This window comes from Neobacillus sp. OS1-2 (genome assembly GCF_030915505.1).
Taxonomy (GTDB): domain Bacteria; phylum Bacillota; class Bacilli; order Bacillales; family Cytobacillaceae; genus Neobacillus.
Genome location: NZ_CP133265.1, coordinates 2,495,277 through 2,520,212, shown reverse-complemented (window position 1 = coordinate 2,520,212; position 24,936 = coordinate 2,495,277). Strand labels below are relative to the sequence as shown.

At 41.5% G+C, this 24,936-nt stretch carries 19 protein-coding genes; 5 read left to right on the top strand and 14 right to left on the bottom strand.

Annotated features, from left to right (window positions below):
- Positions 1 to 110: 110 nt before the first annotated feature.
- A complete protein-coding gene (locus RCG19_RS12320; protein ID WP_374049543.1) occupies positions 111 to 1,172 on the top strand; it encodes a YeiH family protein in 1,062 nt (353 codons plus the stop codon).
- A 122-nt stretch (positions 1,173 to 1,294) separates the two neighbouring features.
- Here RCG19_RS12320 and mglC read toward each other — a convergent pair whose 3' ends face one another.
- The 13 genes from mglC to RCG19_RS12255 form a co-directional block, all read right to left on the bottom strand.
- A complete protein-coding gene (gene mglC / locus RCG19_RS12315; protein ID WP_166244742.1) occupies positions 1,295 to 2,317 on the bottom strand; it encodes a galactose/methyl galactoside ABC transporter permease MglC in 1,023 nt (340 codons plus the stop codon).
- A gap of 11 nt (positions 2,318 to 2,328) precedes the next feature.
- Complete coding sequence (mglA, locus tag RCG19_RS12310; RefSeq protein WP_308107376.1) at positions 2,329 to 3,831, bottom strand: galactose/methyl galactoside ABC transporter ATP-binding protein MglA; 1,503 nt, start codon at positions 3,829 to 3,831, stop codon at positions 2,329 to 2,331.
- A gap of 225 nt (positions 3,832 to 4,056) precedes the next feature.
- Positions 4,057 to 5,121, bottom strand: coding sequence for a galactose/glucose ABC transporter substrate-binding protein MglB (mglB, locus tag RCG19_RS12305; protein WP_308107375.1), 1,065 nt, complete (start codon positions 5,119 to 5,121; stop codon positions 4,057 to 4,059).
- A gap of 240 nt (positions 5,122 to 5,361) precedes the next feature.
- Positions 5,362 to 6,954, bottom strand: a complete 1,593-nt coding sequence (locus RCG19_RS12300) for a response regulator (protein ID WP_308107374.1) — start codon at positions 6,952 to 6,954, stop codon at positions 5,362 to 5,364.
- Position 6,955: 1 nt separating this feature from the next.
- A complete protein-coding gene (locus RCG19_RS12295; protein ID WP_308107373.1) occupies positions 6,956 to 8,410 on the bottom strand; it encodes a sensor histidine kinase in 1,455 nt (484 codons plus the stop codon).
- A complete protein-coding gene (locus RCG19_RS12290) occupies positions 8,410 to 9,411 on the bottom strand; it encodes a sugar-binding protein (RefSeq protein WP_308107372.1) in 1,002 nt (333 codons plus the stop codon). Before RCG19_RS12290 ends, RCG19_RS12295 begins: the two co-directional genes overlap by 1 nt.
- A 118-nt stretch (positions 9,412 to 9,529) precedes the next feature.
- Positions 9,530 to 10,519, bottom strand: coding sequence for a LacI family DNA-binding transcriptional regulator (locus RCG19_RS12285; protein WP_308107371.1), 990 nt, complete (start codon positions 10,517 to 10,519; stop codon positions 9,530 to 9,532).
- A 4-nt stretch (positions 10,520 to 10,523) separates the two neighbouring features.
- Entirely contained in the window at positions 10,524 to 11,582 is a 1,059-nt protein-coding gene (locus RCG19_RS12280; protein ID WP_308107370.1) for an aldose epimerase family protein, read from the bottom strand.
- Between the two features lie 21 nt (positions 11,583 to 11,603).
- The gene (gene galT, locus RCG19_RS12275) at positions 11,604 to 13,091 is read right to left on the bottom strand and encodes a UDP-glucose--hexose-1-phosphate uridylyltransferase (RefSeq protein WP_308107369.1); all 1,488 of its coding nucleotides are present in this window, start codon (positions 13,089 to 13,091) and stop codon (positions 11,604 to 11,606) included.
- Positions 13,092 to 13,118: 27 nt separating this feature from the next.
- Entirely contained in the window at positions 13,119 to 14,294 is a 1,176-nt protein-coding gene (locus RCG19_RS12270) for a galactokinase (protein WP_308107368.1), read from the bottom strand.
- A gap of 171 nt (positions 14,295 to 14,465) precedes the next feature.
- Positions 14,466 to 17,492, bottom strand: coding sequence for a beta-galactosidase, LacZ type (locus RCG19_RS12265; protein ID WP_308107367.1), 3,027 nt, complete (start codon positions 17,490 to 17,492; stop codon positions 14,466 to 14,468).
- 243 nt (positions 17,493 to 17,735) lie between these two features.
- Entirely contained in the window at positions 17,736 to 18,206 is a 471-nt protein-coding gene (locus RCG19_RS12260) for a nucleoside deaminase (RefSeq protein WP_308107366.1), read from the bottom strand.
- Positions 18,207 to 18,363: 157 nt separating this feature from the next.
- Complete coding sequence (locus RCG19_RS12255; protein WP_166243446.1) at positions 18,364 to 19,791, bottom strand: alanine/glycine:cation symporter family protein; 1,428 nt, start codon at positions 19,789 to 19,791, stop codon at positions 18,364 to 18,366.
- Positions 19,792 to 20,089: 298 nt separating this feature from the next.
- Here RCG19_RS12255 and RCG19_RS12250 point away from each other — a divergent pair, with 298 nt between their 5' ends.
- Positions 20,090 to 21,337, top strand: coding sequence for a GGDEF domain-containing protein (locus RCG19_RS12250; protein WP_308107365.1), 1,248 nt, complete (start codon positions 20,090 to 20,092; stop codon positions 21,335 to 21,337).
- An 89-nt stretch (positions 21,338 to 21,426) separates the two neighbouring features.
- Here the strand turns inward: RCG19_RS12250 and RCG19_RS12245 are convergent, their stop codons facing one another.
- Positions 21,427 to 22,020 (bottom strand): biotin transporter BioY, encoded by a 594-nt coding sequence (locus RCG19_RS12245; protein WP_308107364.1) that lies wholly within the window; start codon positions 22,018 to 22,020, stop codon positions 21,427 to 21,429.
- A 298-nt stretch (positions 22,021 to 22,318) separates the two neighbouring features.
- Between RCG19_RS12245 and RCG19_RS12240 the strand changes: the two genes are divergently transcribed.
- The 3 genes from RCG19_RS12240 (at position 22,319) to RCG19_RS12230 (ending at position 24,878) form a co-directional block, all read left to right on the top strand.
- A complete protein-coding gene (locus tag RCG19_RS12240; RefSeq protein ID WP_308107363.1) occupies positions 22,319 to 23,824 on the top strand; it encodes a sodium-dependent transporter in 1,506 nt (501 codons plus the stop codon).
- A gap of 1 nt (position 23,825) precedes the next feature.
- Entirely contained in the window at positions 23,826 to 23,933 is a 108-nt protein-coding gene (locus RCG19_RS12235) for a methionine/alanine import family NSS transporter small subunit (RefSeq protein ID WP_308107362.1), read from the top strand.
- Positions 23,934 to 24,341: 408 nt separating this feature from the next.
- Positions 24,342 to 24,878, top strand: a complete 537-nt coding sequence (locus RCG19_RS12230) for a ribonuclease H-like YkuK family protein (RefSeq protein ID WP_166243459.1) — start codon at positions 24,342 to 24,344, stop codon at positions 24,876 to 24,878.
- The last annotated feature ends 58 nt before the right edge of the window (positions 24,879 to 24,936 follow it).

Genomic DNA, 24,936 nt, shown 5'->3' with positions numbered 1-24,936 from the left:
GTCTGTTCTATTTATATCCATTTACTTATTATCCCTATTATATATCTTTATTTTACTTATACATGAATCAGGAGTATTCTAGGGAGAGAAAAATTAACTGAGGTGATAGTTTGGGGAGTGAAAGGGCAACAAAATTACCTTTGAACGAACAGGACTTCCAACAGCAAATAATGCCGAAGCCGAAGCCTTCCGGATGGTTATGGTTATCAGGAATCACCTTTACCATAGTGGTAGCCGCATTCGGTTATCTATTATCAAAAGCCCCTGGCTTTGATCATGTGGGGCCGCTTGCCTGTGCCATTGTGATTGCTGTCTTGTATCGGCAATTTTTTGGTTATCCTGAAAAATTACGTGCTGGGATTCAATTTTCTTCAAAACGGTTATTACGTTTTGCGATTATTTTATACGGATTAAAGCTGAATATTGATATTGTGTTTCATCAAGGACTAGGTCTGCTTGCACGTGATGTAGGTGTCATTGTCTTCGCGATATTATTTACCATTTGGCTGGGGAAGTTGCTGAAAGCTGAAAGCTCTCTCATCCTGCTCCTTGGTGTTGGTACAGGAGTGTGCGGAGCAGCAGCCATTGCAGCCGTTTCACCGATCATCAAAGCAAAGGATGAAGATACAGCAATAGGGGTAGGAATTGTTGCATTGATGGGAACTATTTTTTCCATTACCTATACGATTCTTAGGCCTTTCCTTCCATTATCAGCCATTCAATACGGAATATGGAGCGGCATTAGCCTTCACGAAATCGCCCATGTCGCTTTAGCCGGTGCGCCGGCAGGTCCTGATGGGTTGGCCATCGCTCTTTTAGCAAAATTAGGTCGAGTGCTGCTGCTAATTCCGTTATGCTTTATCTTAATGTATTGGGTAAAAAGGAAAAGTGCTGGGAGCGCTGGGGATACAAGAATTGAATTTCCGTGGTTTCTGATTGGGTTTATTCTGATGAGCCTATTTGGAAGTTATGTACTTGGAAAATCCATTCCGGTATCGAAAACTGCCATGGATGGGGTTGCAAATGCCACAACCTTTATTTTGACTTCTGCGATGGTCGGCCTCGGGTTGAATGTAAGCTTACGCGACCTCCGAACGAAGGCTGCGCGGCCACTGATGGCCATGTTGATTACGTCTGTTATTCTTTCTGTTATTACCTATTTTATTGCTTAAAAAAGTTTAATAGAATACTTTGAACCTCCCACGACTAAGGTCACGGGTGTGCGAGCGGGAATTCATCAATTTGAAGAATGAAGGGAAGCTTCCTAGTGGCAGCTTCCCTTTTTTGCTCATTGCTATTTCTTTTTAGCGTGTTTGCGCATGTCGAAGGCTACAGCGACGATGATGATTAGGCCTTTTACGATGAATTGGATGTATGGGCTTACGCCTAGGAACGCGAGTCCGTAGTTGATGACTTGGAAAATCAACACCCCTGTGATAACACCAGGAACAGTTCCAATCCCACCTGATAGGGAGACACCACCGACTACGCAGGCGGCAATCGCATCTAATTCATACATGTTACCTGTGTTGTTCGTTGCACTACCTACACGTCCAGCTTCAAGGGTACCTGTTAAGCCATAAAGAAGGCCAGCAATCGTGTAGATGATAATTAGATACTTTGCGACGTTTACACCGGAAACTTTGGCTGCTTCCGGGTTGCCACCGATCGCATACATGTTTTTACCGAGCTGGGTTTTATTCCAAATCACCCAAATTATGATTGAAACAATAATGGCATAAAAAATGAGATATGGAAATTCATATTCCCCTAGTTTAAAACCGCGTTGTGCAAAGGTGGTAAACTTTTCGCTCAAGCCCCCAATAGGTTGTGCACCGTATGGCGGACGGTCGAAGTAAATCGAAGATAATCCGTATACTCCAATCATCATACCCAATGTCGCAATGAATGGCGGTACATGAAACTTCGAAACAATCACACCGTTTAAGGCTGCGATTAAGCCTGTTGCAAGCATGGCAATAATAATCGGGACAAACAGTGGTAATTCAGGTAAGTTGGGATACATTTTGTAAGCATAATCCCCAGCCTGCAGCATGGATGCCGAAATAACAGCGGCAAGACCAACCATCCGGCCAGCTGAAAGGTCGGTACCAGCTGTAATTAAAATCCCGGCTACTCCAAGGGCAATAATGACCCTTGATGAGGATTGGGCTAAAATATTGATTAAGTTCGTCATCGATAAAAAGTCAGGAGATGCAAAGACAATCCCGACTACGAGAAGGACTAACACTACATATATGACATTATCAACAAGCCATTTAGATACATTTTCTTTATTTGAAGCCTTTGTGTTCATTCCATCGCCTCCTAGTACAATGCTGCTAATCGCATGATTTCTTCTTGTGAAGTAGAAGACGTCTCTACGATTCCAGCTGCTTTTCCATTACTCATGACTAAAATTCTATCAGTTACACCTAAAAGCTCAGGCATTTCGGACGAGATCATGATGATCCCCTTTCCTTCTGAAGCTAATTGGTTAATAAGTTGATAGATTTCAAACTTTGCCCCAACATCAATTCCCCGTGTGGGTTCATCAAGCAATAATACATCCGGCTTCGTTAACAGCCAGCGTCCGATAATAACTTTTTGCTGATTTCCGCCCGAAAGGCTGCCAATCGACGTTTTTTGCGTAGGCGTTTTCACATTCATGGAATCGATGACCCATTGTGTATCTTCCTTCACTTTTCCGTCTGAAAGAAAAGGTCCTTTTCGATACTGGTCCATGTTGGAGATAATCGAGTTGAAGCTGATGCTTAACTCTGGAAAAATACCAGTCGATCTTCGTTCTTCTGTTACAAGGGCAAAACCGTTTTTGATGGCATGCTGTGGCGAAAGATTTTTTACCATCTTGCCATTCAATTCAATCGTTCCGGATTTCAAGGATCTCATTCCAAAGATGGATTCCAGCACTTCCGTCCGTTTCGAGCCAACAAGGCCGGCTATTCCTAAAATTTCGCCCTTCCTTAACTCAAAGCTTACCTCTGAAAAAGAAGGCTGTGTTTCCGCCGTCAAATCAGATACCTTCAGGATCATTTCTCCCGGCTTGTTTATTTTTTCAGGAAAGCGCTGTGATAAATCACGTCCCACCATCAGCTTGATAATTTCATCTGTGGTTAATTCCTTAGCACTTTTCGTGGCAATATACTGACCGTCACGCATGATCGTTACTTCGTCGGAAATCTTCAAAATTTCTTCCATCTTGTGTGAAATATAGATGATGGCCACATTGTCGCTCTGCAGTTTTCGAATGATGGTGAACAAATGGTTTACCTCATTCTCCGTTAAGGATGATGTTGGTTCATCCATAACGATGATTTTTGAACCGTACGAGACGGCTTTCGCGATTTCCACCATTTGCATCTCCGAAACCGATAAGGTGCTCACCTTACTGCGCGGATCAATTTGAATATCTAATCCTTTGAAAATCGCCTTTGTGTCCTCATACATTTTCTTCTCATCAATAAAGACACCTTTTTTCGGATAGCGCCCAAGCCAAATATTATCCATGACATTGCGCTGCCTTACCTGGTTTAATTCCTGGTGCACCATCGAAACGCCATTTTCAAGTGCCTGCTTAGAATTAGCAAATGCTACTTCTTTTCCTTCAAAGAGAATTTTGCCTTCATCCATCGAATAAATCCCAAATAAACACTTCATTAAGGTTGACTTTCCTGCCCCGTTTTCGCCCATTAAGGCATGTACGGATCCAGCCTTAACCCTGAGTGAAACATTATTAAGGGCGACGACGCCGGGAAATCGTTTGGTGATACTTTGCATTTCAAGTAAATTGGTTGTACTCGCTTCAGACATGTGCGAACCTCCTCGCTTACCCATTTAAAAAATATGAGACTTTGAATAGGAGTCCCATATCTATTGTAGTAATCTTTTATTCAGTCGTTGTCCCGCTTCAGGTCGAAGCAATGCCCCGAACGAAGGAAAAGCAGAATCTTTTCCTTTGTTCGAAGCGCGCCAGAGGGCCAGCATTTGGCAGCCCTCGGACCGGCGCTTCCTCTCAATCTATGCTTTTACTAAAACTTATTTATATGCGTCTTTACCAATTTGAATATTATCTTTTGTTACCTCAACGTAAGGAACACGAACGGCTTTCTTATCGTCAAGCTTCCACTCAGTTCCATCTAATACGTCTTTACCGTTTGCAGCGTTTGCAGCAAGTTCAACAGTTGCTTTTCCTTGGTTTTTCGCATCATTTAAAATAGAACCGACCATTTTTCCTTTTTCAATCATATCAAGTGCCTCTGGAATCGCATCAACACCCACTACAGGCATAAACTTGTCACCAGAGAAGTATCCTGCTTTTTCAAGTGATGCAATCGCTCCAAGTGCCATACCATCGTTATTGGCAATGACAAACTCAATTTTTTCGTTGTATTTTGCTAACCAAGCATCCATTTTTTCAGTTGCTTTCGTTGCATCCCACATTGCCGTATCCATTGCTAACTCTTCTACTTCGATACCTTTTTGTTTTACTGTATCCACAGCAAATTTCGTACGAGCTTCAGCATCTGGGTGCCCTGGCTCCCCTTTTAGTAATACGTATTGAAGTTTTCCGTCTTTGTTTTTATCATACTTATCTTTGTTTGCTTCCCATGCCTTAGCGATTAATTCACCTTGAAGGACACCTGATTCTGATGAGGTTGTTCCAACATAGTACGCTTTATCATAGCCACTTAATACGCTTGCATCGGGCTCTTTGTTAAAGAAGATAACTGGAATATTCTTTGGCTTCGCCTTGTCCACAATTGTTTGCGCTGCTTTTGGATCCACTAGGTTAATAGCTAACGATTTTGCCCCTTTAGCAATAAGCGTATCTACTTGCTCAATTTGTTTCGCTTGGTCATTTTGCGAGTCATTCAGCATCAGTTTTACTTTATCTTTTGCGGAATCTTCCATGGCACGGCGTACGTACGACATGAAGTTGTCATCAAACTTATAGATCGTTGCCCCAACAGCAGGAAGATCGCCGCCATCCTTACTCTTACCAGAATCCGAACCGCTTGTTGAACTGCTGCAACCAGTAGCTAATAGAATACTAGATGCAACCGTTAAAGATAAAATTAACCCCTTTTTCTTCTTACCCATGTTATCAATCTCCTTTTTCTATTTAGTAAAGACCCTGGTAAGCTGCTTTTCAAACCGCTTAACTTAGCCTCCCTGTAAGCCCTTACACATATGGTAACATCGGTGCCGTCATTACAATAGTTCCAATCAATAGCACATTTTTGTGAATATCTAGATTATTTTGTAATCGTTTGCAATAAAACTGTAATATTGGTGAAAAAAACGACCAACCCGCATTATAGCGAATTGGCCTTTGGAAGTTTAACTTACCGTTACTTTTCGGTATTCTGTTGGCGATAATCCTGTTGTCTTTTTAAACACTCTACTAAAATAATTGGGATCCTTGTACCCTACTGAATAGCAGATTTCCTTCAAACTTTTCCCTGGATCGGCCATTTCCCTTTTGGCATGATTGATCCTGATTTCCGTTAAATAATCAATAAAGGTCATCCCAAACCGATCTTTAAATAACTTGCTTAAATAAAACGGGCTAAGCTCCACATATTCGGCCACTAATTCCAAGGTAATTGAATCATCATAATGATGTTCAATATATTCCTTTGCCTTATGAAGCATTCCCTTTGCATGATTGTTTCGCCATACCTGGACCTGCTGGACGATTGACACCAGCTGGGATTTTCCCTTTTCGAACATTACCTGGATATCATCAGATTCATTATCTACCATTGACCGTTCATTGCTGATCCCTAGATCATGAAGCATACGGGAAATGAGAATAAACAATTCATCCAATGACTTTTTCACCATTGGTGCTTTGACCTGCGGATTATCTTTAAGGGTGGTCACAAACGTATCAAAGGTTAATAAAACCTGATTGACATCTCCTTGCCGGACCGCATCTAATAGCTTTTTCTCTATTTCAAGGACACCTGATGCCGAAGCGACTTCCGTAGGAAGGGACCCTTGTTTTTCGCAAAAGTAATATTTCCGATTTGGCATGTTTAACAGCTGTCCAAGTGCTACAACTGCTTCATGATAGGATTTATGTAGCTCATTGGCATGGTTGTATGGGAGACCCACACCAATCCTCAAATCACAATTAAACTGTTCCTGATTGAAAAGAGTAAGCAGATTTTCAATGAATGACTGTGCATTTGATCGAAAATGTAGCTTTTCCGTTGCTTTTTTATATAAAAATAAAACGGGTACCTGTCCATCCGTGATTGGTCCAATCATGACCTGATATTTTTTGACTATTGACTTAACGGCAGCTTTAACCCATGAAAAACAGGTCTGTTTTTCAGTTGGAGAAAGTTCTGTGTTTCCTGTTGCCTGAAAAGAAAAGAGCATGACATGCCCAGAAATAATTTCAACCCCTAACAGCTGTCCCCATTCATCAAATGTCATATCTTCAACCTGATTCATCAGGAGGGAAGTAACCCACTCTTTTTGTGCAATGGAAACAGCCCGTTCCAAATTCTCCCGCAGGCTTTGCTGCTCTTCTTTCTGCCGGCGTTCTTCTAGAATTTCTCCCGAAACGCGCTCTACTGCCGCAAGAATATCCTGTTTACTGCTTGGCTTTAACAGATATTCCTTTACCCCCTGCTGCATGACTTCTTTGGCATATTCGAACGTGTTAAAGGCTGAAACCATGATAAACCGTATGCCGGCATCTAGTTTTTTGATTTCTTTGACTGCTTGGACACCATCAACACCGGGCATTTTTATATCCATAAAAATAATGTCCGGCCGGTGCTGGACAGCCATTTCAATCGCCTTTCTCCCATTTGGAGCCTCTCCAATCACGATTACGTCTTCCCCAGAGGTATTTATTATTTTCGTTAATGCTTTTCGTTCAAGGACTTCATCATCCACAATCAGGATTTTCAACAAGTTAGCTTCCTCCTCTTACCACATTCGGAATCGTCAGTCTAAAATTGGTGCCCTTTTTCAACTCTGATTCAATTTCGACAATGTCGTTCCGTTGGTAAAAGAGCTGAAGCCGTCTAATCACATTTTTTACACCAATACCAGTTGAGTGACCCTTTGATTTTTCAGGTTCGTATACCTCTTCCGAGTCTGCTCCTTCGACATATGTGAGCAATCTTTTCTTCGTAGCCTCATCCATCCCATCCCCATTATCAATCACTTCTACATGGATTCGATCTCGCTTGCGGTAAATGCGGAGGCGGATTTCAGCATTTTCTTCAAAGGATTCGACCCCATGTATAAAGGCATTTTCAACTAACGGCTGAAGAATGAGGCTTGGTATTTCAATATCTAAACAACTGTCGTCGATGTCCGTTGCAAATTCGATCCGTTCGCCAAATCTTGTTTGCTGAATAAAAAAGTACTCCTTCACAATCCGCACTTCCTCTCTCAATGTAGAGGCTTTATTAAAATCACTGAGATTATAGCGCAGAAGGGCTGCCACTGATACAATCAAACGCGATGTTTGTTCCGCTTCTTCTAAATACGCCATCTTTGACACTGTATTCAATGTATTAAACAAAAAATGTGGATTTATTTGATTTTGTAAGCTGCGTAACTCCAATTCTTTTAACAACTTGTCTAATTCTGACTTTTGTTTAATTTCCGTTACAAGCTGTCTAAGATTCATACGCATTTGGTTAAACGTCTCCGTTAGCGGCTTTAGCTCGTCCTTTGTCGTAATTTTAATATCCGCTCCCGACAAATTCCCTTTGGAAATTTCCTTCGCAGCCCTAGATAATAGACTAATCGGCTTCGTGATTCCACCGGAAATCCATAACGCCAGTAACGTGCTCAGAAAGAAGGCCGCGGCAAACAGTGAAATGGACATCAGTTTATAATAATGGCTTTGCTTTTCCATCTGGTCATAGAAGTTTTGGTAGTCCGTTAATTTATTATTTAATAGCGCCAATGTACTCTCCTGCAGGAAAGAAGCAATTTTTAAGACTTCATTAAAATGATCCGAATAATGGTTAATATCATCTTTTTGGAAAGCCCCTACGGTTGCATCACCTTCATCTAAAAAACTATCAATCATATTTTTATAGTTGATGAGGGTTATATCATTGGTATTCATTTCTTGATAGAGTCTCTTTTGATCCTTAATCAGCTTGATCTTTTCTTTGCGATAATCTTCCAAATAAGATTCTTCCTTATCTAAAATATACGCATGCAACTTTTCCGTCATGACATTTGTTCGTTGTGAGATATCATTTAACAGCAGAAATTGTTCAAAGCTATCGTCATATTCATTCAATAGCTTTTCACTGCTATTGTAAAAAATAAACCCAACAGAAGTTAATAAAACTACGAGAACGATAAAATAAAGGAGCAATTTCGATCTGATTCGAAATAACATTATTGAATCTCCTCCATTCGTTCCCTAGAAGCGGGCGGTAAATCTTCTACCCTTAGAATCTTGGTATTTGTATGGATAACGGAAGGAACCTTTTTTCCTTCAATATAATCAATCATCATTTTCACTGATTCATAGCCCATTTCAAATGGCTCCTGAACAACAGTTGCATCTATAACCCCTTCACGAATATATTTTAGCGTTTCCGGCAGGGTATCAAATGCCATGATATAGAGGGGGTCGTTCTTCTTATATTTCTTGACCACTTGAGCAATTCCTATCCCGTCAAGGGCACTTGTCCCGTAAAATGCATTGACTTCGGGGTGTTCCTGCATTATTTGATAAGCCTTTTCCGAAGCTTGAACTCTACTAATTTCTGATTCTTGTATATCGATGATATGAATATCCTTTTCTGACTTTACTGCATCCTGAAAACCCTGCACCCGCTTAATCTGATGATTCTTATAAAAACTTCCCGTAATAATCGCAACATTTGCCTTTCCCTTTGTATCAGCCACAAATGCCCTCCCGGCTAAATAACCGGAATAATAATTGTCTGTTCCGATATAGGCCATTCGTTTACTATTGGAGGCATCGGTATCGACTGTGATGACAGGGATCCCTTCCTCAATGACCCGATTAATTAACGGTGTAAATTGATCGTCACTCAATCCTTGTGTCATGATTCCATCTACTTTCGAGGCCGCTGACATTTCAATCGTTTTTAAATGATCCTCAATATTGGCTTGCTTCGGCCCCACGTATTCCAGCATAACCCCATAATCCTTTGCCGCTGCCTTTGCCCCCTTCTCGACAAGTCGCCAATATTCATTATCAAGCTCCTCCGGAATCAGAACAAAATGATAATGATACGTTTCTTTCGGCTTTTTCTCGCTTGGCAAGTCATGGGTCACTACCTTAATGCCGTAGTAGATCGAAAAGGAGAAACTCACTATGAAAAATAACACACCAAACGTATAGGCCGTAATCGATAATTTGCTCATAAAAAGTCTCCAATCCCTCTGCACATGTAACCGCTACCAGCCTAGATACAAACATTATACGAAAAATCCCAATTTTCGACAATAACAAAAACCCACCAACTATTTGGCGGGCTTTTGGTTAAAAACTACTATTTCGTATGACAAGTTTGGTGGCAATGAAGATTTTTTTGGCAGTCTTTCTGCCATCAATTCGTTCTAACAGTGTATCCACGGCCGTTTCACCCATGAGCTCCGTATACACCTTGACCGTGCTTAAGGATGGGTAAACGTATTTTGAGATGCTGATGTCGTTGACTCCGATGATGTTAACCCTTTCCGGAACCGCGATCCCTTCCTCCAATAGGGCTCTAAGCGCACCGACAGCAATCGAGTCATTCCCGGCAAAAAAGGCAGAAGGCAGATTTTCTCCATGCTGCTGTATGGCCTTGGTCATTAAGGAATGACCATCATCAGCAGAAAAGGTTCCACAATACATAAGCGCTTCATTTAATAACCCTTTCTCTCCTAAATAGCGCTTGAATGCCAGTTCCCTTTGATCCTCAATGATAGAGGTCTTGTCCTTAAAGCCCTCTCTCCCGCCAATATAGCCGATTTTCTCATGGCCTTTTGCAACGAAGTGTTCCAGCACCTTCTCAGTTGCCTTTTCAAAATCAATGACGATTGAATCAAACTGCTCCTCGTCAGGCGAAGAATCGACAAAGACAATATGATTAGTAATGGAATGGAGCTCTTTAACTTGGTTTTCACTAAACTTTCCAATCGCGACCAGCCCTTGAACCTCATCACTCTTCAGCATTTCATAGTTATCCTGAAAGTACTTATCTAATTGAAAGCCAAGTTGCCGGCACCGATTTTCTACGCCAAGTCGGATGGACATGTAGTATAAATCCTCAAGTTCTTCTTTTTCGGTGTACCACTGCAGCAGCGCAATCTTTCCGGACTCCTGTTTGCGCACCGGTTTCTTCTTATACGAAAGCTCCTCTGCTGCTTCAAAAATCCTCTTTTTCGTTTCGTCGCCGACAGAAAGCGTCGTATCATAATTCAACACGCGGGATACAGTCGCAATCGAAACACCCGCAAGTTGGGCAATATCCTTAATTGTAGCCATTCAATCAATCTCCTATTGTGTTAGCAAAAAAACGATATGTTGTTGTGGAATAGTATACTTCCTCCGGCTGTAAAATAACAGACGGAAACTCGGGATGATGAATGGCATCAGGGAGTCCTTGTGTTTCAAGGCAAACACCTAAATAATTTCTTGCCCGAACACCCGCGATCGAGTAAGGAGCTTCTAATTGATTAGATGTATAGAGCACCACACAGGGCTGATTCGTTGTGACTAACATGGTTCGGCCGCTTGCTTCATCACTTAATATAATTTGATTTTCACCCTCTTTTGTAAACATAAGCGGATGATCATACCCGTTCCCGACAAGGACATTCTGTGGATGTGTTGATTTCCTTCCCGCACTTAACCAGCGGCCATGTTGGAAATCAAATGGTGTGTTCTTCGAATGCAACACTTTCCCCGTTGGAATAAGATCGGGAGCCAGCTCTAAAAATCGATCACTATCCAGCTTTAGAACATGTTCAGAACAGTCTCTTTTTAAATTGCCGCTAAGATTAAAGTAGGAATGATTGGTCAAATTGACGATGGTCGTTTGATCTGTTGTTCCTTTAAAGGTAGTCATGAATTCGTTTTTATTATTTAAAAGATAGGTCACGGTCGTATCTAAATTGCCAGGGTAACCTTCTTCACCATTTGGACTATGGTAGACAAATTTCACACCAACTGCATTTTCTTCTTGTATGAATTCCGTCTTCCAAATGACTGAACTAAAGCCTTTTTTTCCGCCATGTATGTGGTTGGGATGCTCATTGTCCGCAAGGAGGTACTCTTCACCGTCCAGTTCAAACCTGGCATCTTTGATTCTTCCCGCTACTCGGCCAACAACCGCCCCGAAATATGGGGACAATTCTACGTAATCCTTAAACTCTTCAAATCCAAGCACCACATTTTCAAAGTTGCCGTGACGATCAGGCACAATGATCTTTGTAATCACACACCCGTAATTTAGACAATTGACAGTCATCCCTGTATCGTTGACAAGCGAATATTCCACGACGGACGTACCTTCATAGTTCCCAAATACTCTTTCTTCAACTTTCATTTATACTCACTTCCTACCTTTTCATAATGATTTGATAAAGCGCAGGAACCCAGCTGCTCCCTCTTCATCACGCTTAAACACACCGGCGTCCTCTAATACTCTCAAAAACTTCTTCCCTACTTCTTTGCGCACAATCGCTTCCACATTGGCTTCATTAATAACTGCCTGATAGCTTGCCTTTAATTCTTTTGCCCACTCCAAATGATAGTCGGCAACCTGTGCATCGGCCCTGCCTAGGATGAACCTTTCTACCTCTTCAAGTTCCACCTTCAAACGAGCCGGTAAAACGGCTAGCCCCATCACCTCAATTAAGCCAATGTTTTCCTTCTTAATATGATGTACATCTGAATGTGGATGAAAGATCCCAAGTGGATGCTTCTTATTTGTCCGGTTGTTACGAAGGACCAAATCCAGTTCAAACAGATCACCATTCTTCCGAGCAATCGGTGTAATCGTGTTATGCGGCACAGCACCAGTCTTCGCGAAGATACCTACCGTTTCATCACTGTAATTTTTCCATGTCGCTAAAATATGTGCTCCCGCATCTACAAGTGCTTCGACATTTCCAGAGCGGAGACGAATCACCGACATTGGCCATTTGACAACAGCACACTCCACTTCCGGAAAATTCCCGATTGTAAACGTCCAATCCTCATCAGCCTTCGCCATTGCAAATGAATAATTCCCGCCTTGATAATGCTCATGCGATAAAATCGAGCCGCCAACAATTGGTATGTCCGCATTGGATCCAAGAAAGTAATGCGGAAATTTCTCAACGAAGGATAAGAGTCTTGCAAACGTCGCCGGGCTGATCTTCATATCCGTATGTGTTTCCGATAACACAATACAATGCTCGTTATAGTAGACATATGGAGAATATTGCAAATACCAATTCTCCCCCACTAAATCCACCCGAATCATTCGATGATTGGAGCGGGCTGGGTGGCCGATTCTTCCCGCATATCCTTCATTCTCAATACAGAGGAGGCAGTTCGGGTAGTCCGTTTTTTGGACCGCACGCTCCATTGCAATACTCTTTGGATCCTTTTCCGGCTTCGATAAATTTATCGTAATATCTAAATCGCCATATTCCGTTGCAGTCTTGTATTCGATATTTTGACGAATTCGCTTCATCTGGATATAGTTGCTGTTTTTACTTAACTCATAAAAATACTGTGTGGCCTCATGAGGGGCCTGGTTATATTTTTCGTAAAAAACCTGATTCACCCTAGAAGGCCTGGCCATAAAACAGTTCATGATTTTACTAGCAAGGACTTCCTTTTCGTCAAAAATATCCTCAATGATTCCTTGTTCGCAGGCATACCCGACGATTTTCTCAAGCAGGTCTGGAATATCCAGCCCCTTGCCCGAAGCAACTCCCGTTTCCTTATATTCCTGTAATTGAAGTAACCACAAAACTTGATTCCGGGCATATATTTCATCTTCCGGTTCAATTAATTGAGTGGCAAGTGCTTGTGTGATTAATTGGTGGATATATTGAAATATCATCCTAATCCCCCCGATTCTTAGTCATTATTAGGAACCTAGTTCAATTTCTTTGGCCCCGTCACCAATGCTGGCAACATAAAATTCAGCCTCGTAACCAATCCTTTCAAGATACACAGCACCCACATTGGCAATAAACGTTTCAACTTCTTCGTTCTCCACGACGGCGATGGCACAGCCGCCGAACCCAGCTCCTGTCATCCTTGCCCCTACTACTCCGGGTTGCTTCCAGGCAGCTTCCACGAGTGTATCTAGTTCCTCCCCAGTTACCTCATAGTCGTCTCTTAGTGAAATGTGCGATTGGTTCATCAATTGGCCAAACGCCTTTAGATTTCCAGCCTTTAACTCTGCTAATGCCTTCAATGTTCTTACGTTTTCATAAACCGCATGTTTTGCCCGCTTGCGGACCGTTTCATTGGGTATTAATGATTGGCTTTCATCAAACTCAGACTCCGAGAGCTGTCCAAGTGCTTCAATTGGAAGTCTTGACTGTAGCTGTGCTAGTGCCTCTTCGCATTCCGCTCTGCGTTCGTTATATTTAGAATCCGCTAACTCTCGGCGCTTGTTCGTATTCATGATGATGATTTTGTGACTTTCCAATTGAATCGGTGCGTATTCATATGTAAGCGTCTGGCAATCTAGTAAAATACCTGCATCCTTTTTACCCATTCCCACTGCAAATTGATCCATAATACCACTGTTAACACCAATGAATTCATTCTCAACCCTTTTGCCTAGCTTGATGAGATCAATCCGAGTAATCTCCAAACCAAAAAGTCCGGCAACAAGGACTCCCGTTAATAGTTCAATCGAAGCAGAAGATGACAGGCCTGCTCCATTTGGAATATTGCCCTTGATGACGCACTCAAAGCCTGTGGGAACTCCATACCCTGCTTCAAGAATGTAGCGGATCATCCCTTTAGGATAGTTCGCCCAATTGTGTTCTTTATCATAATCTAGTTGGTTTACATTAAACTCAATAATCCCTTTATCAGAAATATTTTCTGAGTACAAGCGGATTAGTTGATCCTCACGCTTCCTCGCAACCGCATAGGTTCCGTACGTAATTGCACATGGAAATACATGACCACCATTATAATCAGTATGTTCACCAATTAAATTTATCCGGCCCGGAGCAAAGAAAGCACGCTCTGGTGTAGTATTGAATATTTCTTTAAATGTTGTGATTAGTGCTTTAACGTTCATTTTCATATCCCTCCAATGAATGTAATCCCTTTCACTTTTATGAAAAATTACTACCGTCCTTAACACTATTTTACTTCTGATGATAAAATTATTCAATAATTTTACTAAAATTTTTACTAAACTTTTTCGCAAAAAAAGAGCCTGTTCCCCAGGCTCTTTTCAAATTGAAAACTAGATTCTTTCAATCCTAAATTCAAATTCCATCTCTCTGTCGGCATCAATCAGGTGTTCATCATGAACGGGCGCCCCCCAGCTGTCATCCCCGCCTACCCCCATCTGTCTGCCGGCCACCGTTACAACGGTATAATGGATATTCGGAAGCTCGTATACATGATGGGCAGTTTCAAGTTCGAATGCCGTAAATGGCGAAACAGTGCATTCCAACGGTTTGCCAACTGAGGAAATTTTCATCCCTTCGCCATTACTGTTTCTAACGCAGACATGGCGGACTCCAGTTCGATTTCCAGATTCTTGTGGCATCACATACCCTGATAAATTGTCTTTCACCTGATTGGTAAAGATACCAAGTCTTGCCCCCATCGACCGATCACAGTAATTTTCCTCAGGGCCCATCGCATACCACTCTAGCTGGTCATAATCTGCCGGCACCTTAAACGATACGGCAAAAATCGGCAGCTGCGGCAAATTCTCAGCCCCTTTATACGTATTTTTCACACGGACACTTCCATCGGCAAATACGGTATAGACGGTAGTAACCTCAATGTCAGTGTTAATCGAGAATTTATAGGAAAAATACACTTCGACATGATTATTGTGTTCTTTCATCTGGATATCCACACATTTCCTCGCTAAGCTTGCTGCATACCAAAGCCCGGAATGAAAGCCTTGTGAAAAGCCTCGGTCATTGTCTGTTGTTGCCCTCCAGAATAGAGGTGTCGGGGGCTGGGCCATCATTTCACGACCCGCATATCTTAAGGACACTAAACTTCCCACCTGCTTCGAAAACATTACTGTGAAATCTCTGCCATGAACGCCAATCTGGACATCACCCTGTACAATCCGCAAATCTCCACTTGGTACCCCCAATTCTTTTGAATCTTTTTGAAAAATAAATTGACCAAAGGCAATCTCATAGCCTGTTTCCGCCCAAACCATGTTTTCCTTTAGTTTTAATGAGGTTTGAATAGAATACTCACCCGAATCGGCTGCAATGTTGGAAGGCCAAGTAAATTCGAAACGGCCATCATTTTGGGGTTCAACGGCTGTAATCATAGTATTTCGGTACAATTCCTTCCCCTCAAGGAAGAGCGCATATTCCAATACAAAGGCTTCTGTATTAGAGAAAAGACTTTCATTTTTGATTGTCACACCTGTTTGGTCAGTCACAAGCTTGAAGTCCTGGTATAAAAATTTAACTTCCTGCATTTTCGGAGAAAGCACACGATTGGCATACACAATGCCATTTGTACAAAAACCGTAATCCGTAGGCCGATCATCAAAGTCACCCCCATATGCCAGGAATTCGTTACCGTAACGATCCTTCTTATAAATCGCCTGATCAATATAATCCCAAATAAAACCCCCTTGATACATCGGGTATCTCTGCTCCAAATCCGTATACTTATACATGCCGCCAAGCGAATTTCCCATCGCATGCATATATTCGCAGCTAATGTATGGCTTCTCTGGATTGTCGTTCAAATATTCTATAATATCAGAAGGCTTAGCATACATCCGACTTTCGATATCGCTCGTGTCATTGTAATCACGATTATGGAATACTCCTTCATAATGCACCAGGCGGCTCGGATCAACTTTTCTGAAATAATGAGAAACGTTTAAGATCACCTCACCCGCGTAGGACTCGTTCCCACAGGACCATATCAAAATTGAAGGATGGTTTTTATCCCGTTCCACCATCGATATGGCTCGATCCATGATAATATCTTGCCAATCCAGCTTATTCCCTGGGATGTTCCATGAGGGTTCAACGGCCCCCATCTTTTGCCATGATCCATGGGTTTCAAGATTCATTTCATCGATGACATAGATTCCGTATTCGTCACATAATTCATACCAATATGTTTGGTTCGGATAATGAGATGTACGAACTGCATTTATGTTATGCCGCTTCAGTGTTTTAATATCCCATAACATATCTTCCTTCGTAACGGCACGGCCGCGGCGGGGATTAAATTCATGGCGATTTACTCCTTTAAACACAATCCGTTTTCCGTTTAGACGCATGATTTTATCGACGAGTTCAAATCTTCTAAATCCCACTCGTTGCGGAACAACTTCTACTAAACTTCCAGACTCGTTATAGATTTGAATAGATAATTTATACAAATAAGGACTTTCCGCACTCCAAAGCTTGGGATTATCAACAGACATGTTTATCGACCAATTTCCTTCGATCTCTCTCCCATCTGCAGATGCAACAAGAACGCCCATGGCATCAACTAATTCAGCGGTTATTTTTAAAGGAGCTGATCCTTGGAGCAATAGATCTGCTGTAAGCATTCCTTTTGTAAAAGTTGCATCCAATTCCGGGTGAACATGTACATCGCTAGCATGAATTTCCGGAACGGTATACAGATAAACATCACGGAAGATTCCTGAAAATCGCCAAAAATCCTGATCCTCTAGCCAACTTCCTGTACTCCGCTGATAAACCTCAACGGCAAGCTTATTCTCTCCATCCACTAGAAACGGGGTAAGGTCAAACTCTGCCGGTGTGAAGGAGTCCTCACTATAACCGACAAACTCCCCGTTTAACCAAACATAAAAGGCCGATTCTACACCTTGAAAGGAAATGTACAATGGCTTGTTATGCATATGAGTGGGGATGCTAAAAAATTTCACATAGCTACCAACTGGGTTATGATCTGTAGGAATTTCTGGAGGACGAATTTCGTTATGACCGTCCCATGGGTACATCGTATTTACATATTGCAGCTGACCGTAGCCCTGCAGTTGAATATGCCCGGGAACGGAGATATCTCCCCATCCTGAACAATTGAAATCGTGTTTGTAGAAATGGGCGGGACGGTTTTCTGGATTAATACTATAAGTGAATTTCCAATTTCCGTTCAAATCATGCCGCATCTTCATTGTGGCAGCAGCTTTTGCTTCCTCCATTGTTTCGTAATAAACATGGTCAGAATGGGCGGGGAGGCGATTTACAGCAAATACATTTAGATCTGTTAGCCAGTCTATTTTTGGCATTATTGACATATGTATCCCACTTTCATTGCTTTATATAGTATATAAAAACTATTTTACAGACTATTTAGGCGTTTTCAATAAATTTAATGAATCGATTGATGCGTTTTCATTCACAAAATTGAAGCAATCAATTGATTCATTTCCTATACGCAGACTCACTATCACAGCAAAAAGGCATCATCAAATCGATAATGCCCTTTTGCTGTGTCCACCACAGGTGGAAAGGTGTCCATAAGTGGTGCCTGACACCCTTTAATAGTTCTTCTTATTTGGTTTGCTGATCCAAGCGTTGAAGGGTGCATAAGTATTGGACGGGAGGACTCGGAACATTGGGATACTTCGCTGATTCGGGGGTAGGTTTAGTTGTTGATAGATAAATTGATCGTCAAATCCAATCTTCGCTGCATCCTCATTCGTACAACCATAGTACACTATTTTTAGTCTCGCCCAAAAAATAGCTCCAAGGCACATCGGGCACGGCTCACAGCTCGTATAAAGTTCACAATCTGTTAATTGAAAGCTATTCAAAACCTTACATGCTGCCCGAATAGCTTGCATTTCGGCGTGTGCAGTCGGATCCTTTATGGTGGTCACCTGGTTACGCCCGACACTAATCACCTGCCCATTTTTAACGATTACGGCTCCAAACGGACCACCACCGTTAGTAATGACATTGTCATAGGCCACATCAACCGCCATCTTCATAAATATTTCTTCCCTCATGATCTGCCCCCAATCGTTTAAGACGCAACCTTCATCCTAAAGATATTATCCGATCAGGGGAAAAAGAAGGGAAAATTAATTACACTTTATACCAACAAAAAAAGGGTGACAGGCACCGCATGCGGTGCCTGTCACCCTTTCCACCATTTACACATTATTAGCCTAGTTTTCTCTTCGGTTTTACATTTGTTGGGGCGGCTTCCCATGCTTCTACGTTTTTAAGCCCTTCTATATTAGAAGTATAGAATACTGGATTTTGACCGTTTGCCTTTTGCTTTTTATAATCGGCTAGTGCCGCGAAAGCAATTTTCCCAAGAAGAAGAACTGCGATTAAGTTGATAATCGCCATTAGTCCCATGAATAAATCGGCTAGGCTCCAAACAAAGCTTAGTTCCGCCAGTGAACCGAAGGCAACCATTCCAACTACTGCCACACGGTATAGGTTGAGAACTACCTTGTTATTTTTTATAAAATCAATATTGGATTCACCATAATAGTAGTTGCCGACCACAGAACTGAAGGCAAATAAAAATACGATGACCGCAAGGAAAATCCCTGCCCACGATCCTAATGATCCCTCAAGTGCATTTTGCGTTAAGATAATTCCATTTCCTTCTTTAGACGTATAAAGGCCTGATAAAAGAATAATAAATGCGGTCGAGCTGCAAATAACAAGAGTGTCGACGAATACACCAAGCGATTGAATCAAACCTTGTTTGACAGGGTGGCTAACTTCTGCTGTAGCTGCCGCGTTCGGTGCACTACCCATACCAGCTTCGTTTGAAAACAATCCACGTTTAATTCCGTTCATCATCGCGGCACCAATTGCTCCCCCAGCTGCTTCTTTAATGCCAAAGGCACTTTCAAAGATCAACTTAAACACACCGGGAATTTCAGAAAGATTTGTCACCATAATATATAAGGCAATTAAAATATAGGCACCTGCCATAACCGGTACCATCCATTCTGCCACTTTGGCAATTCGTTTAAGTCCACCAAAAATGATCACTGCCGTAATAACAGATAGCACAATCGCCACTATCGTTTTATTAAATCCAAAGGAATTGTTTAATGAACTTGTAATCGTGTTTGCTTGAACAGAGTTAAAAGCCAGTCCAAACGTGAGTGAGATTAGGACGGCAAATGTGACCCCCATCCAGCGGGCATTTAATGCTTTTTCCATATAATAAGCTGGTCCGCCTCGAAAAGTGTCTCCATCCTTCACCTTGAAAATTTGCGCCAGAGTACTTTCCACAAATGCAGAGGCCGATCCAATCAACGCAATTAGCCACATCCAAAATACGGCTCCCGGTCCGCCGGTAGTGATTGCAATCGCTACACCTGCCAGATTCCCCGTTCCAACGCGCGAGGCTGTGCTGATACAAAAGGCTTGAAAGGATGATATCCCCTTCTTATCGCCTGTTGCTCCTTCCCCCATTAAGCGGAACATCTCGCCCACCATTCGGAACTGAACGAACTTTGACCGGAAAGTAAAATAAAGCCCTGAGCCAATTAATAAAATGATTAGAACATATGACCAAAGCAATGTATTGGTTCCATTCACAAAACTTTCAATTATCTTCATTTTCTCATCTCCCTCTTTATCTCTTTTTGATATACCGATATAATTTAACAAATTCTCAGAAATATGGCAATGTATGAAGTTTCCAGTGGTGGCGATTACTTGAATAAACCGGCAGCAAGCCAATTTATCGAAAGTTGTTTTTTGAAAATATGATATAATCACAATAATGTAAAAAAATAGTCGTTATACACAGAAATATTATGTAAAATAGAAGTACAGGTTCGGCATTACCTTGCCCTGTAAATTAAAAGCGTATATTGGCTTACTTCATCAAACTTTTGGAAGGGATTTAACTACGATGGTTAAAGCAAGGTTATACGACACAACGCTCTTTCTGACTGCATTGGTAATCGCTTTTAGTTCATCCGGACTTTTGGTTACCAATTCCAACTATATAAAGACCTTACTCATATTCTGGTTTTTTGCTAGTTTATACTATCGTCTAAGGGTATTTTACAAAAATGGCAGTATCAATATTGACTATGGAATTAGTTATGATTTAGCAATGGTGCTTTTTGCCGGGCCGCTCGGCTTATTTGTATTTGAGACGATTTATCGCTTTTCGGTTTATTTTTATCGAAAGTGGACTAAAACAGCCGATCCCAGCGAATTTTTTGATACGTTTTATAATATTGGCTGTTTTGTTATTACTAACTCACTGGCCTTTCTACTATTCCAGTACTTTCATAGTAGTTTCGAAACACTTCCCTTTGGCTTCTGGATCCTGATCTTCTTATTGGTTTGTATTTCCTCCTATTTATCTGGTACTTTCATGGTGATTGTATTTATTATTTTGGGCGAGCTGCAATCATTTAAGGAAGGGTTCGAGTTTATTTTTAAAAGTATAAGCTTGCTTGATTACGGCAAGGTTGCGATCACCAATGGCCTGCTGCTGCTATTTCTCCAAGACGGGAAATGGGAATGGTTGATTAGCGTATTTATATTGAATTACATCGTTAGCCGCTCGTTTTATTCAAAGTCTCAAAGTATTCAAAATAAACTTGAACGAGACCAATTTGAACAAATGGCCTATACGGACTTTTTGACTGGCGTTTCCAACCGTACCTTCATGGATAAAAAAATGGCGGAATTAAATCAAACAGGTGAAAATATCGGCATTGTCGTATGTGATATTGATAAATTCAAGAGAATTAATGATAGTTTCAATCACGCCGTGGGCGATAAAGTGATTCAGCACTTTGCGGCTGCCTTAAAAACCTATCTCTCGAAAGAGGATTATTTGTTTAGAAGCGGCGGGGAGGAATTTACGCTTTGTCTAAGAAACAGAAGCTTTGATCAGACGGAGAAGCTTGTGAAAAGGATGCAAAAAGGACTTGAACGCAATTTAGTCAATGTGGAGTTCAACGGGGCGGAGATTTCAATTTCCTATACAGCTTCATTTGGTCTCTATTTCTATAAAGTTCATGAACAGCTCTCCATGGAAAAAGCCTATATTCTGGCAGACCAACTAATGTTCCAATCCAAACAATCCGGAAGAAACAAAGTTTCCGCCATAAACGGCCTCTCCCCCTCAAAAGCAATCTAACAAAAGAAGCGGATCAACCACCCGCTTCTTTTGTTTTGGTGTCCACCCTATGTGGACAGTGTCTTTTTATGGTGCCTGTCACCATTATGTTATGATGCACGTTTTAAATGTTTGAAATGCCCTTTTGAGAGGATGGTTTTTTCTAGGCGATGGGCCATGATTCCGGCGCATACGGCAAGGATGATGTCCTTTGGCAGCGGGGCGACCATCCATAGCCATGCCATTTTATATGTAAATCCTTCCGGTGCTGCCGCCCAAAGTTTATATGCATAGTACATCCAGTTTGTTCCGAATAGATAGTTTACTGCCATTCCTAGTAAGGATGCGATGATAAAGGCGGCCATACTTTTCTTCTTCTCGACAATCTTTCCAATGATAAAAGCAGTGAAAATATAGGAAATAATAAAGCCGAAGGTAGGCCTAAAGATAATGGAAGGACCTCCGATAAAACCGGCAAAGACCGGAACCCCCACAAAACCCACTAACATATAAACAGTCATCGCTATCGATCCTAACCGGCTGCCCAAAATAGCCCCTGCTAAAATAGCAAAAAAAGTTTGCAACGTAATCGGAACCCCGCCAACTTGTAAAAACGGAGCTATCGTAGCAATGTTCGCACCAATGGCCATTAGTGCTACAAACATTCCCGCAAGCGTTAAATCAAGTGCCCTTAATTTCTTCATATTCGTTCCCCACTTCAAAAATGAAATAATTTCTTATAACTCTAAAATAAATGGTGGGATACATCATTGTCAACCAAAATATATCGTTAGTTAACAATTAAAAATAATATAGCTTCCTGTGATGACAAACCAAAGTAGTGGATTGTTGATATTTTTACCCTTTACCGCTGTAAATGACAAAATTGACCGAAAATTCGACAAAAACCCTTTGACATACTCCAAAATTAAAGGTATATTAAGATAACGAAATAATTATCTGAATTTTTACAATAGTGATATTGTTTAGGAGGAATTACTTATGGAAAATCGACAGCAATGGGGATCAAGATACGGCTTTATTATGGCAGCCGTTGGCTCGGCAGTCGGATTAGGGAATATTTGGAGGTTCCCTGCTGTTGCCTATGAAAACGGTGGAGGGGCATTTTTCTTACCTTATTTATTCGCCTTATTAACCGCAGGAATCCCCATTCTCATAATGGAATTTACCATTGGACATAAATATAGAGGTTCGGCACCACTTTCACTGTTTCGGATCAATAAGAAGGCAGAATGGCTTGGTTGGTGGCAGGTTCTAATCTCCTTCGTCATTTGTACCTATTATGCCGTCATCGTGGCGTGGGCGATTAAATATACCATCTTTTCATTCGGTACACAGTGGGGCTCAGATCCAGGTAAATTCTTATTTGGAAAAGTATTAAAATTATCCGATAAGCCCGGAGAGATTGGAAGTTTGGTTCCGGGTGTCGTCATTCCGTTGCTATTTGTTTGGGCAGTTACTCTGTTTGTTCTTTATCGAGGCGTGTCGAAAGGAATCGAAAAACTAAATAAGATCTTCCTTCCCACCCTTGTCGTTATGTTTATGATCATCGTCGTTCGTGCTGTAACACTTGATGGTGCAACTGAAGGTTTAAATGCCTTCTTTAAACCCAACTGGGATATGATTTTTAACGGAAAAGTATGGATCGCAGCTTATGGACAAATCTTCTTCTCGTTATCCATCGGTTTTGCCATCATGTTAACTTATTCTAGCTATCTACCAAAAAAATCGGATATTAGTAATAACGCATTTATTACGGCTTTTGCTAATTCAGGATTCGAATTGCTTGCAGGAATTGGTGTTTTTGCTGCATTAGGATTTATGGCGAAACAGCAAGGTGTACCAATTGATGAAGTGGTTAGCAGTGGTATTGGACTTGCATTCGTTGTTTTCCCTAGCATCATAAATGAGTTTCCTGGCATGAATGGATTATTCGGAGTCTTGTTCTTCCTTTCCCTTGTTTTTGCCGGAATGACATCACTGATCTCCATTGTAGAGACATTTGTGGCTGGCGTTCAGGAAAAATTCAATGTATCGCGGACAAAAGCAGTATTGACCGGTGGTCTTGTCGCTACTGTTATCTCATTACTCTTTGCCACAAACGGCGGACTTTATTTACTTGATGTGGTCGATTATTTCATTAATAACTTTGGTGTTGTTTTAGCAGGCTTAGTAGAAGTACTATTAATTGCTTGGTTCTTTAAGGAATTAAACGGTTTGCAGTCGCATACAAATGAGGTTTCTGATATACGGATTGGTTCATGGTGGAAGGTGTGCATCAGTTTCGTAACGCCGCTCGTGCTTGGTTACATGATGTTTGACAACATCCGCCAGAACGTAAAGCAAAATTACGAAAGTTACCCGACATCCCTTATTCTTTATGCCGGATTGTTCGTAGTCGCGGCGACCATCGTTATCGCCATCCTACTATCCATAAAAGGTTGGAATTCTTCAGAGAAAACGTCTGAAAAAAAGGAGGTTGCTTAACATGTCAGCCAGCGCATTAACAATGATGGGAATCGGAATGGTCATCATCTGGGGCGGTTTAGCAGCAAGTATCCTCAACGTTGTCAGAGTCTCAAAGAAAAAATCATAACCTGTTTCAGTTAAAAACATAGAAAGGATTGGGCGAAGAAAGAAAATCGCCCAATCCTTTTTATTTATGGCGGCAGTTTTTGCAGACTTTGATGGTTTGGTTTGTCTCTGTCTTATGTGGATACAGGAGTTTTACTCCAGTTCTTTCGCACAGCGGGCATGTCCCACGTCCATTTGCAGGAAGATAGCTGATCGTCTTTCCTCGGTTTCTTTTTGCCATTCCCCATCATTCCAATCAATATAAAGTTCGTTTCTTTATTAAATGATGGACTGGCACAAATATTGTTAGGCAAATAATTGTTTTTGAGCGGAGCTAATGCCCTTGAAGGTTGCACGACAATAAACCACTTTCCATAAGATAGGAATAAGAATTACGACTAATTCGAAGGGAAAGATGTGGTGCATAATTATGAAGAATCCCCCGGCTTATCATCATTCGTTTCAAAATCTTCAAGAGAATGATTTGCCGTTCGAACAGGTTTTTGAACGAATTGTTACATTTATGAAAAGTGATCCGAAAGGGAATTTTCGCCTAATGGTGGGAACAGATTCACAAGTGCATAAATCATATACCCTTTTTATCACGGGCATTGTCATTCAAAATAAGGGAAATGGTGTGTGGGCATGCATTTCAAAGATGAAGGTTCCAAGGAAAATGATGCATTTACACGAGCGGATTTCTTTAGAACTCTCATTAACCGAGGAAATCGTCTCGATGTTTACGGAGGAAAGGAAAAATGAATTGATTGCGGTCGTCCTCCCTCATTTATACCAAGGGGCGACGTTTACAATGGAAGGGCATATCGATATAGGCGCAGGCAAACGAAATAAAACAAGTGAATTCGTCAAAGAAATGGTCACCCGCATGGAATCCATGGGAGTAGAACCAAAAATCAAACCCAACGCCTTCGTCGCCTCAAGCTACGCGAACCGGTACACCAAATAAGCGCATTAAAGGGTGTCAGGCACCACTTTCGTGGTGCCTGACACCCTTGCTACGATAA